The sequence below is a fragment of the Reichenbachiella versicolor genome (assembly GCF_003171675.1).
GTDB lineage: Bacteria > Bacteroidota > Bacteroidia > Cytophagales > Cyclobacteriaceae > Reichenbachiella > Reichenbachiella versicolor.
Window position 1 is genome coordinate 446,886 of record NZ_QFZQ01000001.1, and the last position, 15,003, is coordinate 461,888.

The following is a 15,003-nucleotide window of genomic DNA, read 5'->3' on the forward strand; positions in this document are numbered from 1 at the left end:
TTAATTTGAGGGTCAATCTATTGTCAGTGTAACAGAGACTAATACCCCTCAAGAAAAGTATAGATATAAAAAAACCTCGTGTGTGCAGCACGAGGTTTTGTAAGTTAAGGCTATAGAACTTTTTATTAACTGTTATATGAAATTACCAACAGTACAATGATAGTTTACATATGATCTTAATCATATGTTATATTGCAGGGTTTATTATGTTTTTAAACTTTGTTAGTAGCTAGCTTTCAGGATGTTACCACTAAGTTGTAGTAGTGCTAGCTCAGCATTTTTAGCACTGTATTTAGCTTGACTATAATTCAGTTGAGCTGTGAGTAAATTAAACTGAGCTTGGCGAAATACAATATTCGTTACCTGTCCCAGACTGTATTGTTCTTTAGTTCGATCGAAGTTTCGTTGGTTAGTCTCAAGGTTTTTGGCCTGAGCTTCCATCACGAACAGTGCAGTTTGGTATGCTGTCCAAGCGTTGCTAACATTTCGTTCTAAATCTAACGTCGTTTGCTCGAGAGTGATTTCTTGTTTTTCCTTGGCTAGTCTTGAGTTTTGCCTTCTAGTGTTTGAAATTCCTCCATCCCAGATATTCCATGATAGAGATGCTCCTACGCCGATAGTATTTCTAGTCACTTCAGGAAACACATTGAAGGGGTTGATTGATTCGCTCCAGCCATAGCTAGAATACACACCTATCTTAGGAATGATAGAAGCATTTTCAACCTTGATCTGATTATAAGCATTACGAACGTTTCCTTGTTGTTGTAGAATACTTACATTCCTTTCTTTAGCATCACTTAATGAACTACCTAAATTCAAATCTTCAGTAAAAGTCAAGGTTGTATCCACCTCAAAAACAGTATTAATATCTCTACCAAGTAGTAAATTCAAATTGTGTTTTTCATTCTCTAACTGTTGGCTATTTGTCAGGTAGTTGATACTATCCGAGTTGTAGTCAACTTCAGCATTCAGTACATCAAGTTGTGTGTTTTGACCATATTCGAAACTATACTTTGCTCTTTGTAATCTTTCTCTTGAAATAGAAAGGGTTTGCTCTTGATTAATTTGGTTCTGTGTCAGCCTAGCTATTTCATAGTAGCTGCTGAATAGATTCAAAAGCGTATTTTCCATTGTAAATCTAGCTTGAAGATCTGTCAGATTGTAATCCTCCTTCAGTTTTGCATAGCTATACTTTCGACCAAATCCATCGAATACAGTATAGTCCATTCTCAGGCCAGCACTGTAGTTTGTGATTTCAGGTTTGGCTCCGTTTTGCTTTACCCAAGACTTAGAATAGTCTGCACCCGCATTACCACTTAAATTTGGTAAATAACCACTATTCGTAATTTTTGCATTGTTTTCCGCGGCCGATACATCCGTTTTGATGGCCCGGATATCAAAATTGTTTTCCAAGGCGATAGCTACAGCATCAGCCTTGGTTAGTATTTCCTGAGCAGCTACCTTGCTGCTCATTAAAAAAGATAAGGCGATCAATAAGTACTTATTCATGATCATTTCCATTTTCTACTTTTAGTTCTTTTATTGCTCGCTCTACAGACTCTCGTGTAGGTTTTTGACCTGTCCATAGCCATAGCCAATAGACTTTTAGGGAATTTCCTGTAGAGAGCATGAGTGGTAGCATTACCAGTGTTAGCACTGTAGCTAGGACGATTCCGTATGCAATTGCAATAGCCATCGGTATCAGGAATTTCGCTTGACGACTCGTCTCAAAAATTAGCGGCGCTAGACCAGCTACTGTAGTTACTGATGTCAAGAATATCGCTCTAAACCTTGACTTACCGGCTTGAAGCATAGCATCGTTATACTTCATACCTTCTTTTAAGTAGGAATTGAATTTACCTATCAGTACAAGGCCATCATTTACCACTATACCTATCAAAGCAATGATGCCAAGGAAGGATAATATATTGATAGAGAAGTCATGTATCCAGTGACCCCATGCGACACCAATTAAACTGAATGGCACCATAAGTATTAAAATGAAAGGTTGGCTTATAGATCTGAAAGTGAATGCGATAATGACGAAGATGCTAAAAATGATAATAGGTAAGATGGCCTTTGCTGAACTAGTCGTTTTGTTAGCTTCTCTATTTTGACCTTCAAATACCGCCTTTACATTTGGAAATTGTGCATTGATCATAGGTACAATTTCCTCTTTGATTTCAAGCATCATATCTGTTGCACTTGCACTTTCATTTTTCAATTCTCCTTCGATTCGGATTTCACGTTTGCCGTTGAGGTGATTAATAGCAATTTCCCCTCGCTCGATATGATAGTTGGCTACTTCACTGAACGGGATTCTGTTTCCAGTAGGAGAGACGATTCTCATTTCATCCAGATTTTGAATAGAAGATCGAGTTTCCAAATCATAGCGTACCCATACCTTGATCTCATCACGACGGCGTTGAAATCTCTGTACTTGGTATCCGAAGAAACCAGCTCTTACTTGACTGATTACATCTTCAAGTCTAAACCCTAAAGCATAAGCTCGAGGTTTTAGAGAAATACTGATTTCCTTGATACCAGCTGGATCATTGTCTGTAATGTCTTTTAATGCAGGGTTTTGAAGAAGGTATTCTCTCACTAATTTTTTGGCTGCTTTAAGCTCCTTGATATTGTTACTTAATAGAGCCATTGAAATCGGTGCTCCTCCGAACCTTCCACCAGAACCAAATACCAAACTCTCTACACCTTCCACACGACCAGTTCTTTCATATAGTTCAGTAGACATCAAGTGTGCAGGAAATGAACGACTTTCACCAGCTAATAGATTGATTCGAAGTGAAGCAGTAGAGGTACCAGGGCCGATTCTCTTTACAATATTTTCAATGACTGGTTGCCCATCTTTTTGCATGTCTTGAAAGCTCTCCCCGACTTCCCAAGCTTTTACCTCAATGGTCGAAATAATAGAGTCTGTTATTGCTACGTTAGTACCTTGAGGCATATTTAGGGTCACGACTATTTGATCCGACGCTATATTGGGAAAAAATGTAATACGAATAATTCCTCCGCCAATAGCTCCAATAGTTACGATCAACATAGAAAGGGGTATGGCAAATCCTAGGAATCTATTGTGCAAAAAGAAGTTCAAAAAGGGGCCATATACTTTGTCTTTGAACCAATTCATTCCACGATCTGCATAGGCATTGAACCAGTAAGTCTTTTGCTCTTGAGTTAGAGCCCTAGAGTGCGCTACGTGCGATGGAAGAATAATAAGAGCTTCAACCAATGATACTACAAGCGTTAATATCACAATAACGGATGCTTGACTAAAATAATCACCTATTCGACCTTCTAAAAAGAAAAATGTAGAGAATGCTACAACAGTCGTTAGAATCGCTGAGATGATTGCTGGAACTACCTCCATCGTACCATCAATAGCAGCTTGAATTGCACTTTTTCCTTTTTCGTAGTGATGGTAAATGTTTTCACTGATCACTATACCGTCATCTACTAGTATTCCAATAACAATGATCATCCCGAATAGTGAGAGTACATTGATAGTCACTCCGAAATAGCCTGCAAACATGAACATTCCAAAGAATGCAATAGGTAATCCAAAGGCTACCCAAAAAGCTAAACGAGGTTTAAGGAAAATGGCTAGAAAGAACAGCACTAGGAAGATACCTTGTAAGCCATTTTTAAGTAATAATTGTGTTCGTTGTACGATCGGAATAGAGGAGTCTCTAGTAATATCCAGTCTTACATTGGTATGTTTTGCATTGAACTTTTCGATATACTTTTTAGTAATATCTGCTACACCAATTAGGTCTTCAGATATCGTAGCATCTACTTGTAGGCGAATAGCCATTTTACCATTGAAATATATCCTGTTTGGTGATTCAGACCACTTATCGGTTGAATAGGCTACGTCTTTCAGTAATACATGAGATCCTTTATCGTCAGACCTTACTATTATATGGTCTAGTTCATCGCCATGATATGATCTGTTTCTTACCCGTATTAAGTATTCCTCTTCAGTAGTTTTTATTGAACCTCCGGTTACTAGGATATTCGATTTAGATACGGCGTTAGCGACTTCCTGAAAAGTCAGGTCATATGCTCGCATCTTATTTTCGTTTACAGCTATTTCAATTTCTTCATCTGGAAATCCGGATAAAGACAATTGAGAAACCCCTTCTATACTTCTAAGATCATTCTCTATCTCTCTAGAGATTTCTTTAAGTGTTTTCAATGGGACATTGTCGCCACTGACCACAAAAGTTACTGCTTGGGTACGAAGCCGTCCTTTGGCAACAACTGGTGGTTCCATTCCTACAGGGAACGAAGGGATCATATCTACGGCATTTTTGACATCAGCCAGTACGGCATCCATATCGTAGCCTTTCAAGACTTCTATTTTGATAGATGCAGAGTTCTCTTTGGAAGTTGACGTAAACCTGTCTAACCCTATCAACCCTTGAAGATTATCTTCAATTTTTAGAACAATACCCTCTTCCATTTCCTGAGGAGATGCGCCGGGGTAGGTGATGTTTATTGTGATGTTTCTAGATTCAACCAATGGGAAGAAGGATGATTTCAGAGAAGACCATCCCGCGATTCCAAAAACGACAAATCCTATCACTACTACCCAACCTGCAATTGGGTATTTAATAAAATGTGATATTATGTTTTTCATTACTTCGCTTCCTTATTCGATGCTATTGACACTTTCATTCCTTCGTATGCTCCAGAGATTGATCTGGATACAAGCTGTTGTCCATCTTTGAGACCAGAAACGACAGCTGTAGTCTTGTTTTTGTGTAGTACATTGATCGGTATGAGTTGAAGAATGCTATCTGACACTACATAGAGTTGATGGTCATCTACTAGGAGTTTTCTGTGTACCTCATAAGCGTTTGTTTTTTGTATCCCTGGAAGTCTAGCTTCTAGAAACATACCTTCTTTCAAGTCCTTTCCTTTCAAGTCCTTTCCTTTCAAGTCTATGAATACATCTACCGTCTGAGTAGTAGGGTCGACTTTACCATTAATTCTACTTATGATTCCTTTCCAAATAGTTTTAGGATTGTCTGCAAGATAAACTTCTACTTCAACACCTGCCTTTACTGAGTTTACCAAGGATTGACTAACTGATATTTCTAATTCATAAATAGAAGGGTCAATAAACTCACCAAGTTTCTGTCCTGGACGGATTACCGTACCAGGGTTTACATTAGACTCGGTCAATACTCCACTAAATGGTGCTCTCAGAGTGTATTTACCATAAGTGATTTCAAGATTTTTTGTATTGTAATATGTTGTATAAATGTTCTTACCAGTTATAAAGAATTTCTCTTTTTCAGACTTAGGTTCTGGTAATGACGCTATACTTTTATTAATATCAAAGTCCTTTAAGTACTGATTCCAAGTAGGGAAAGATTCGGGGAAATCAAGTCTCAAGTCAGGAAGAATACTAGTTATTAGGTTTTGAAGTACACTTTTTTGTGCTTGTAAATTGGCGTAGAAATCTCCATTTCTAATTTTAAGAATAGTTTCTCCTTTGTTGAAAGTAGTACCAGGTTTGAATTCCTTCTCAAGGGATTGCATTACGCCTTGCACCTCTGAGTATAGATTTACCTTACGTTTGGCCATTAGTCTGCCAGATTCTTCAATTTGGATTGGTATATCATCATTTTTGACAGTCTCTATATAAGCGGTATATAATGGGCGTTCAGCTTTTGGTTTCTTGCCTTTTTTATTGCTAATAATTGATTTAGCACCAAAAAAAGCACCAATGATTAGTAATAATGCCAGAATAATAGATCCTTGACGAATTATTAAGTTGTTTCTGTTGTCCAATGTTGTTCTGTATTAACGTTATTTCTTATTTGCTCTAGTACTTTGATGGTAGTTTGGATGTCTTCAGGTGATATTCCTTGCTGGAATTGGCTGATGACCTCGATGATTACTGGCATTCCGACTCTAAGGATGTCTATTCCTTTTTCAGTAATGAACACGTGATTGACTCTTTTGTCACTGCGGGAAGGTTTACGGTGGACAAGCTCTTTGCGCTCCATGGTAGAAATGAGGCGAGTCAGTGAGGCTTTGTCTCTATCTGTAATAAAAGCTAGATTGTGTTGAGCTAACCCATCCTTGATTGCTAATCGGCGTAATAAGATGAATTGAGCTTTGGTTAGGTTTATGTTGTTACGTTTGAATGCGTCAGTGATATAGAAGTCCAGACCTTTCATGGTTCTGCCTAGCCATGGTAGGAGACTCTTTTCTATTTCATTGATATTCTTGATTACGTTTTGCATCGGACAAAATTACGATACATAGATAAAGTGGTTGCGTATGCAACTAAACTTATTGATGGTTTTTTAAAAATGTTTAGAAAAAGAAAAAGGCCAATACAAAAAAACATGCTTTTTGCATTGGCCTTTTACCTTGTCTAGAGCTTGTATATCAGTGCCTAGCTGTTAAAAACTATTTTATCATAGCTGGCTCTACAAGATTTATGATTTCTTGCATCTTCGCTTTAGTGTATCTCCCAGAAGTAGTGTGAATGATTTTACTTTCTTTGTCTAGTATATAGAAGTAAGGTTCTTTCTTATCTTCCATACCTAATTTATCTCTATACTCTTTCAAAGTCCCTTCATAAAATAATACATATGGTTTCATTTCAGGAGCTACACTTTTTTCGGCTTTAGCCATTTGTTTTTTGTAGGCCACTCTTTTAGCACCTGTGAACATTGGAATAAAGTAAACATCTATGTCGTATGAAAAACCAAATAACGAATTGGGATCTGGTTTGGTTAAAAAGTGGTTGTAGATAGGGTTAAACCAAGTTTGCATGTGTGTCTCAGCTTCTTTAGTAGATGCCATACACAATAGACTGTACCGACCATTGATGTCTTTGGGTATGTCAATGAATTTATGAGTAAGGCTTTCAGTTTTTGTTGCAGGGAATTTCTCAGGTACCTGAGAAATAGCTGTAAATGAAATGGCAACTAGTAAGACGGTAGCTAAATTTTTCATGGTTTAAAGAGTCTTTAATGGTGTTGTTTAGTCTTTTTTACTGGCGTTAAACAGCTTTTGCTTTTCTTCTTTATTTAAACTTTCATATCCAGATTGAGATATCTTATCTAGTATCCTATCGATTTCTGCTTGATCAGCTATATTAGTTGCTGTACTTCCTGAATTAGCGGAGGTAGTCGAATTCGAAGTATTCCTTCTTCTTGTATTACTTCTTTTGTGACTCACTTTGATGCGCTCTTGTCTGACGAAGAAGCTTTTGAAAAATTTCATTACTCCTCCAATCCAAAGTCCCCAATCATTTCCTTGCTGTAGTTGTTTGATATAAACGTAACCCATTATTGCTCCTCCAAAGTGTGCTACGTTACCACCTACATTATGACCTTGAAGCCCTATCAATGAGGATAGGAGAACAAATAATGCTATGTATTTGATTTTAACAGGCCCTAAGAACATTAGATAAAATGTGTAGTTGGGTAGCAATGTTGCAGCTGCTATAGTAATAGCATACACTGCTCCTGAAGCGCCTACCATTCTAGCGTATTCGTTAGTTAATCCAGGGACGGTATTGTATACTACAAGGTACATAAGACCTCCCGTTAATGCTCCTAGTACATACAAGTTGATCAATTTCTGATTACCTAGGTACTCTACTATCAGTTTACCAAACCAATAGAGGTAAAGCATATTGAAAAGAATATGCATTAGCCCACTAGTGCTATGAGCAAAGGAATAGGTGATCAGTGTCCATGGTCTTAAAATGAACTCAGAAAATCTTGACGGCAGTTGAAATTGTTCTATGATAAAACTTGCAATAGAACCAATTCCTGCTGCTCTACTGAATAGACTCAAGAGTACAAGAAATACGAAAACTATCACATTGATTATAATTATCTGTGGTAGAGCATTGTTAGGTCTGTTCCAAGCGTTTTTAAAATCGTCTAAAAAGCTATTCATAGGTTGTTGTATTAATAGAAATCACGACCATTTCTGGCCCAAAATTTTAATAGAATGAACGCAATTAACATACCACTAAGATGTGCAAAGTGGGCTACATTGTCTGTTCCAGCACGGTTAATCTCGGAATATAATTCATAGGCACCATAGAACATGACCAGATATTTTGCCTTGATAGGAATAGGAGGAAATAGTAGCATCAATTGAGTATTTGGAAACAGCATGCCAAATGCCATTAAAATTCCAAAGACAGCTCCAGATGCTCCAATCATCGGGATATCCAGCATACCTTCATAGATTTGTTCTACATAGGATTTTGCTTGACCTATGTAACTACTATTACTTTCATTATCATGGTACTCGTCTGCAAAGTCAGATAATTGAACTAAATCATATCTACGTCCGTGTTTATGAATGTACTTGTAAAATTCCTCAGGGTTGGGGTTTTCGTAAAACGAATAAGCATCATTTCTAACCATTCCTTTTTCCACAGTATCAGCTACACCATAAAGCAAACCCGCTCCAATACCTGTTATTAAATAAAAAGTTAGAAATTTTTTTGATCCCCAAACTCTCTCAAGCATAGGTCCAAAGATCAATACTGCAAACATATTCCCAATGATGTGAGAGAAGCCTGCATGAAGCCACATATAGGTGACATATTGATATATGAAAAAATGATCAGAATAAATGCTATAGACACCAAACAATCCAGATACATCAAATGGAAGGAAGTTGCCTAAAAAGAAGATCGCTACATTGATGATCAAGATGTTTTTGACCATCGGTGTCATGTTGAACATGTACTATTGATTAAATAAGTCTGCAATTTTTTCAAGGCCTAAGATAACAAATGTAGGGGTACCTTTAGGCGTATAATTTGGTTGAGCACAGGCGAACAAACGATCGATCAGAGTAGTTAGTTCTAATTTGTCGCCAGAAATTTTGGTTCTATTGGCTGAGCGTTTTGACATAGATCTAGCCAAGTTTTCGTGAATACTCAGCGATAATTCAGCTTGATTATGTTTAAACTGTTCTAATAGTCCTTCGAAAAGCTCTTTTTCATTCATGTGTTGAGCCTCAGCAGGGATGCCATTGATGGCAATGCTATTTTGGCCGAATTCTTCAAATTCAAATCCAAGAGCGGCAATTTCATCTTTTAAACCTACAATCAATGCAAAATCCGAAGGGCTTAATTCAAGGTTTACTGGAAATAAACAACGCTGAGTACTGCCTTTTTGACTTTTTAGTCTTTCTAGATATAGTTCGTAAAGGATTCTTTCATTGGCGAGTCTTATGTCCATCACCATGATACCAGAAGGCATTTGTTTCATGATGTACTTGTCATGCATCAGTACTGGGATGGATTTTGATGAAGGAGTTTCTGTCTTATGAGAAAATGCTGCACTTAATTTACTCTCCGTTGGTTTAGAGGAAAGGTCAGCAGGAGTGAATGAACCAGCCATTTCTTCCTTTTGGATATCTTGTGGGCTAGGCATGGATTCTTGCATGGCTGATTGATATAGTTGTTCCCAATGAGCTTGTTTGTTGGTGCCTTGATTTAGACTTTTAAAACTTCCATAACTACGATCCTTGCTTGAAGACACCTTTGGTGCTCCGAAATCCATATTCTTAACAGCAAATGATTCAAAATTGACATCTGTACCAAAATCTAATGATGGAGTGACGTTATGAGTACCAAGTGCTTGTTTTACGGCTGCTTTGATGATTCCATAGACACTTCGTTCGTCGTCAAACTTGATTTCTGTTTTAGTAGGGTGGACGTTTATGTCTATATGGACAGGATCTATTTCAATGAATAAAGCATAAAATGGATGTTGTTCATCTTTGAGCAACCCTTCGTATGCTCCAGTAATAGCGTGGTTTAAATATCCACTTTTGATAAATCTATCATTAACAAAGAAAAACTGCTCGCCTCTGGTTTTTTTAGAAAACTCAGGCTTGCCAATGTATCCTGTTACTTTGAGCCAATTAGTTTCCTCACTGCAAGCGATCAGGTTTTTTTGATAGTTTTTACCAAATAGCCCTACAATTCTTTGACTCAATTTTCCACCAAGAAGGTTGTAGGTTTCTTTTTCGTTTTGTCTTAGTAAAAATGATATCTCAGGGTGAGCAAGAGCCACTCGTTGAAATTCATCTAGAATATGCTTGGTTTCTACAGGGTTGCTCTTAAGAAAGTTGCGTCTAGCAGGTACGTTATAAAATAAATTCTTAACTGCTAGATTAGTGCCTTTTGATTGGTTTGTGGGCTCCTGTTTTTTGACTTCAGAAGCTTCTATATGAATGAAGGTTCCTAGCTCTGAGTTACTTTGTTTAGTCTTAAGTTCTACCCTAGCCACCGCGGCGATGGATGCTAATGCTTCACCACGAAATCCCATAGTAGCTATTTTAAACAAGTCTTCTGATTCTCGAATCTTGGATGTAGCGTGTCTTTCAAAACTCATCCGAGCATCAGTTTCAGACATTCCAATGCCATCGTCTATTACTTGAATAAGTTGTTTTCCTGCATCATTGATTACAAGTTGAATTTTGGAACTTTTAGCATCAACACTATTTTCCAATAATTCTTTGACCACGGATGCAGGACGCTGAACAACTTCGCCAGCAGCTATTTGGTTGGCAATTGAATCTGGGAGGAGGTTTATTATGTCAGACATTAAGACTTCTTCGCTCTATTTTTAATTCTGAAATAAAAATAAACTGGAGCTAATAATAAATAGGCATAGAGAAAGTCATTACCCCAAAACAACCAACCAATGAACGTACCCATCAGTGCTGCAGCTATCGCCATTTGAGCCCATGAAGTCTCTTTTGTCTTTCTTTCTCGTTGGCTGAATGCTGCTGAAATACTTGAAGCCCTTACTTCGGCATTATTATTGTCCGAACTATGGTGTTCTGCTTCACGTTTCGCAGCAGCTATTTTACCTTGGATTTCTTCTTTGATAGGGTCATAGTATCTAGGTTCATAGTGAAACCTGCCATACTTCGCAGTCTTGATGAATGATGGAAACTTCATACTCAATTGAATTTTTGTTCATCGATTTGTGTACACAATAGACAGATAAAAGTTGCGAAACTTTTTTTATTATTATTTATTGCCTACAGACGCAAACGTTTAAAAACAAGAGGAAGGTTATAATGATGCAAAGGTATGTAGATAAATGTTTTTGTCGGTCACTTTTTGTAGTGCTGATTAGTTCTGTAATTACAGTCCTTCCTTTATTAGTATTTGCTGGTACAAACGAAGTAGATAGTCTCTACAATGAATGGGAGGTTAGCAAAGGTTCTACTCCGCTATTATGGTATCAATTCATAGACTTTGATCATAATGTGGCGGCATCTGAATTTATTCGTAAGTATCAACCAGGAGTAGTGAGTCTTAGCAATGGAGATGAGAAGGAGGTAAGTGACTGGATTCTAGAAATGAAAAATAATCAGAATCTAACTCCTGTTTTTGTTTGTGAATTACATACCGTTTTTGAAATACCCTTTCGAACAGATAAGAAGTGGCCAACTTATCTTGAAATCCAATCTATAAGAGATACTAAGTTGGTATATAATCTTGGTAGACTCCATGGAAAAGAACTCAGAGGGATGGGGTTTGATTTGGTTTATGTCGACTCGATATCAAATTTTGGAGTTACCGAATTAGAAAAAGTTAAATCGTATTTTGCTGGAATTCGAGATGTTGGATTAAGCTTTTCGCTTGGCTCTCAAGCTATTAATTTAGCAGAGAGAATAGGCTGGAATAATGTATATCTAGTAGATTCGGGCTTATGTCATTTTGGTCAAAAAGTCAGAAAGTCCAGAACTTATTTCAGGAAACAAAAACAATTTGATGGATTGTTTGTTGAAGAATACCAAAGACAACGAAACGTAAATAATAAGTTGAATCAAATCAGAGATGGCGCTGGTTTGATTAGGCATACAGGGGCGGCTGAATTGTCAGCAGTTAATTGGCTGCATTCTAGCGTTGAAACTAAGTCTTATTTCAAAAACGCAGTAAAGTCATATTTTAAGGTCAAAGAAGATTTAGCTAATAGGAAGTTAGAAGTTAAAGAACAAGACGTGGTTGATAGAGATAATTTGGTAGAAGAAATTAATTATCAATCAAAAGTACTAGTGAAAGATGAAGATTCAATTCTACCAATCGGGCGGTTTACAGAGTTTCTGATTACAGTTTCAAATATTAAAGATGAAAATTGGCGTATGCTGATTGATCAACAAAAGGTAGCTTCTCATTGGTCATTCGATCAACTTTTGAAAGCTGACTTTGAGGAAGCCGATAATAGGCCTAATGAGGCTATTGTAGTAGTTGATTTAGCTCATGTAGATCAAGAGCAGTTTATGATGCTAAGAAATCATTTGCTGAGATTGCAAAAAAGCCAACAGATGATACTATTGTCATATGGGGATAAAACTTACAATGCCGATTTACTTGAGTTCAAAGAAGTCATCTGGTCACCAGTCGAAAATATAGACGCTAGAAATGAACTGGCTAGGATAGTGCTAGGTTTAAGAGCTGTTAATGGGCGGTTCCCGTCTTATTATGGTGGAGGTGAGAATTTAGGTATTGAACGAAAGAGAACCAATAGACTTGACTTTAGTATTGAAAATATAGAAGGTATTGACTATAGGAAATTATCTAAGATAGACAGTATTGTGGTAGAATCGATAGCTAATGAAGAAATGCCTGGATGTCAGATAATGGTTGTGAAAGGAGGACATTTGATGTATCATAAAAATTTCGGGTTTCACACTTATGATAGTCTCAAAAGTGTACAATGGAATCATCTTTACGATATAGCTTCAGTTACTAAGACTACTGCATTAGTACCAGCATTGATGAATGAAGTTAAATTGAAAAGAGTATCGATTGAAGATCGATTAGGTACATACTTGTCAGTATTTGATTCGACTTCTAAGGCTGATTTGAAATTGGATAAATTGTTAACTCATCAATCAGGGTTATTGTCATATTATCCATTCTGGAGAAAGGCAGAACTAGATACTTTGACCATGGATTATTATTATAAAAATGAAGTAGAAAAGTATCAACCATTGAACGAACTTACTCCTACCAATTGGGAAGATAGTGTTAATGCCTGGATTGTGAGGTCAAGGTTTAACCGAAGGATTAATGCAGACAGTACGTTTAGATATCTATATAGTGATCTAGGGTTTATCTTATTACAAGAGATAGTTGAGAAATCATCAGGTGAAGAGCTTGATAAATATGTGCAAAAATATTTTTTCGGCCCACTGGGGATGAACTATACCATGTTTAACCCTATTAAAAAAGGAAGTTTTGAAACCGTGCCTACTGAAAATGATCAACAACTTCGTAAACAGCTACTTGATGGTCAAGTACATGATAAAAATGCTGCAATCATGGGAGGTGTTAGTGGGCATGCGGGACTTTTTTCTAATGCGACTGATCTTGCCAAGTACATGCAAATGATGCTTGATGATGGGCGATATGGCGGAGAAATATATTTTAATAAAGGGCTAGTAGAAGATTTTACTACTAAACCCTATAACAGTGACAGAAGAGCTTTAGGATGGGATAAACCCAATGAATCAATATCTAACTGTTCCATGTACGCTTCTTCTGCTTCTTTCGGACATTCAGGTTTTACGGGGACATTGGTTTGGGCTGATCCTAATTATGACCTTATTTACATTTTCTTGTCCAATAGAATTCACCCAGATGCTAAGAATTATAAACTTATTAAAAACAATACTCGTACTAGGATTCATGATGTAATCTATGAATCGTTTTTGACAAAAGATAAGTTTGTTGAAACAGACATGTAGATAAATATTTTGCGAATATTGCAAGCAATATGAAGATCGGTGTAGTTTGTTATCCGACCTATGGAGGGTCTGGAGTCGTTGCCACAGAATTGGGCAAAGCATTGGCTAAAGAAGGTCATGAGGTTCATTTTATTACTTATTCTCAGCCTACACGTTTAGGCTTTTTTATTGAAAATGTGTACTACCATGAAGTAGACATTAAACCATATCCGTTATTTCAATACCCTCCCTACGAAATTGCGCTAGCAAGTAAGATGGTAGATGTAGCTAAGCATGAGGGGTTGGATTTATTTCATGTTCATTATGCAGTTCCTCATGCTTCTGCGGCTTATATGGCAAGAGAAATATTAAAGTCTGAAGGTTATTATGTCCCTTTTATAACAACTCTACATGGTACGGATATTACGATAGTAGGTAAAGATGCATCATTGGAACCTGTGGTGACATTTTCAATAAATCAGTCAGACGGTATTACTTCAGTATCTGGAGATCTTAAAAAAGATACTTATGATCACTTCAATGTCAAGAAAGATATAGAGGTTATTCACAACTTTATAGACCTAGATCGATTTAAAAAGCAAAAGAAAGATCATTTCAAGACTGCTATTTGTCCGAATGGAGAAAAAATGATTGTTCATACTTCCAACTTTCGTAAAGTGAAAAGAGTGGAGGATGTCGTTAAAGTATTCTGCAGAGTAAGAAAGAAAACTCCAGCAAAGCTTCTTTTGGTCGGTGATGGCCCAGAAAGATCCTATATAGAAAGCCTAGCTCGTGAAGTAGAATGTGGTTCAGAGGATATTAGGTTTTTGGGCAAGCTTGAGCAAGTAGAAGAGGTGCTTAGTGTTGCGGATCTGTTTTTGATGACCTCAGAAAAGGAGAGTTTTGGTTTAGCTGCACTAGAGGCTATGGCTTGTGAAGTTCCTCTTATTAGTACTAATGCAGGTGGTCTGCCAGAACTCAATGAGGAGGGAGTGTCAGGTTTTTTGTGTGATGTGGGTGATGTCGAAAAGATGGCAGAGAGGGCTATCGAGGTTTTAGATGACGACAATCTAGCTAGATTCAAGAAAGGAGCTCTAGAGACTGCTAAAAAATTCGATTTGTCAAATATTCTACCTAAGTACGAAGCATACTATCGTCAGGTTGTTGAGGAATTTAAGTCAATTAATATATAATTTTGCCAGAGTTCGCCACTAGCTCAATCAATACACGGGT

11 protein-coding genes are annotated in these 15,003 nt (G+C 37.1%); 2 read left to right on the forward strand and 9 right to left on the reverse strand.

Features of this window, described 5'->3' with window-relative positions:
• Positions 1-222: 222 nt before the first annotated feature.
• The 9 genes from DKG80_RS01865 to DKG80_RS01905 form a co-directional block, all read right to left on the reverse strand.
• Entirely contained in the window at positions 223-1,509 is a 1,287-nt protein-coding gene (locus DKG80_RS01865; RefSeq protein ID WP_162555626.1) for a TolC family protein, read from the reverse strand.
• Positions 1,502-4,660 (reverse strand): efflux RND transporter permease subunit, encoded by a 3,159-nt coding sequence (locus tag DKG80_RS01870; RefSeq protein ID WP_109829588.1) that lies wholly within the window; start codon positions 4,658-4,660, stop codon positions 1,502-1,504. The genes DKG80_RS01865 and DKG80_RS01870 overlap by 8 nt, the downstream gene beginning before the upstream one ends.
• On the reverse strand, positions 4,660-5,820 hold the full coding sequence (locus tag DKG80_RS01875) for an efflux RND transporter periplasmic adaptor subunit (RefSeq protein WP_109829589.1): 1,161 nt from the start codon (positions 5,818-5,820) through the stop codon (positions 4,660-4,662). The genes DKG80_RS01870 and DKG80_RS01875 overlap by 1 nt, the downstream gene beginning before the upstream one ends.
• On the reverse strand, positions 5,799-6,278 hold the full coding sequence (locus DKG80_RS01880; RefSeq protein WP_109829590.1) for a MarR family winged helix-turn-helix transcriptional regulator: 480 nt from the start codon (positions 6,276-6,278) through the stop codon (positions 5,799-5,801). Before DKG80_RS01880 ends, DKG80_RS01875 begins: the two co-directional genes overlap by 22 nt.
• A gap of 169 nt (positions 6,279-6,447) precedes the next feature.
• Positions 6,448-6,999, reverse strand: a complete 552-nt coding sequence (locus DKG80_RS01885) for a hypothetical protein (protein WP_109829591.1) — start codon at positions 6,997-6,999, stop codon at positions 6,448-6,450.
• 27 nt (positions 7,000-7,026) lie between these two features.
• Positions 7,027-7,953 (reverse strand): rhomboid family protein, encoded by a 927-nt coding sequence (locus DKG80_RS01890; protein WP_109829592.1) that lies wholly within the window; start codon positions 7,951-7,953, stop codon positions 7,027-7,029.
• A gap of 11 nt (positions 7,954-7,964) precedes the next feature.
• Complete coding sequence (locus DKG80_RS01895; protein ID WP_109829593.1) at positions 7,965-8,756, reverse strand: rhomboid family intramembrane serine protease; 792 nt, start codon at positions 8,754-8,756, stop codon at positions 7,965-7,967.
• Between the two features lie 3 nt (positions 8,757-8,759).
• Positions 8,760-10,631, reverse strand: coding sequence for a DNA mismatch repair endonuclease MutL (mutL, locus tag DKG80_RS01900; RefSeq protein ID WP_109829594.1), 1,872 nt, complete (start codon positions 10,629-10,631; stop codon positions 8,760-8,762).
• Positions 10,631-10,990, reverse strand: coding sequence for a hypothetical protein (locus tag DKG80_RS01905; protein WP_109829595.1), 360 nt, complete (start codon positions 10,988-10,990; stop codon positions 10,631-10,633). The genes mutL and DKG80_RS01905 overlap by 1 nt, the downstream gene beginning before the upstream one ends.
• A gap of 122 nt (positions 10,991-11,112) precedes the next feature.
• Here DKG80_RS01905 and DKG80_RS01910 point away from each other — a divergent pair, with 122 nt between their 5' ends.
• Positions 11,113-13,791: a serine hydrolase domain-containing protein gene (locus tag DKG80_RS01910; protein ID WP_109829596.1), complete on the forward strand. Its 2,679-nt coding sequence runs from the start codon at positions 11,113-11,115 to the stop codon at positions 13,789-13,791.
• 29 nt (positions 13,792-13,820) lie between these two features.
• Entirely contained in the window at positions 13,821-14,963 is a 1,143-nt protein-coding gene (bshA, locus tag DKG80_RS01915) for an N-acetyl-alpha-D-glucosaminyl L-malate synthase BshA (protein WP_109829597.1), read from the forward strand.
• The last annotated feature ends 40 nt before the right edge of the window (positions 14,964-15,003 follow it).

Bases quoted from the DNA above. Each gene is read 5' to 3' on its own strand.
- DKG80_RS01905 (WP_109829595.1), bottom strand. From the start codon at position 10,990: ATGAAGTTTCCATCATTCATCAAGACTGCGAAGTATGGCAGGTTTCAC.
- DKG80_RS01870 (WP_109829588.1), bottom strand. From the start codon at position 4,660: ATGAAAAACATAATATCACATTTTATTAAATACCCAATTGCAGGTTGG.
- DKG80_RS01880 (WP_109829590.1), bottom strand. From the start codon at position 6,278: ATGCAAAACGTAATCAAGAATATCAATGAAATAGAAAAGAGTCTCCTA.
- DKG80_RS01885 (WP_109829591.1), bottom strand. From the start codon at position 6,999: ATGAAAAATTTAGCTACCGTCTTACTAGTTGCCATTTCATTTACAGCT.
- DKG80_RS01865 (WP_162555626.1), bottom strand. From the start codon at position 1,509: ATGAATAAGTACTTATTGATCGCCTTATCTTTTTTAATGAGCAGCAAG.
- mutL (WP_109829594.1), bottom strand. From the start codon at position 10,631: ATGTCTGACATAATAAACCTCCTCCCAGATTCAATTGCCAACCAAATA.
- bshA (WP_109829597.1), top strand. From the start codon at position 13,821: ATGAAGATCGGTGTAGTTTGTTATCCGACCTATGGAGGGTCTGGAGTC.
- DKG80_RS01910 (WP_109829596.1), top strand. From the start codon at position 11,113: ATGATGCAAAGGTATGTAGATAAATGTTTTTGTCGGTCACTTTTTGTA.
- DKG80_RS01895 (WP_109829593.1), bottom strand. From the start codon at position 8,756: ATGTTCAACATGACACCGATGGTCAAAAACATCTTGATCATCAATGTA.
- DKG80_RS01890 (WP_109829592.1), bottom strand. From the start codon at position 7,953: ATGAATAGCTTTTTAGACGATTTTAAAAACGCTTGGAACAGACCTAAC.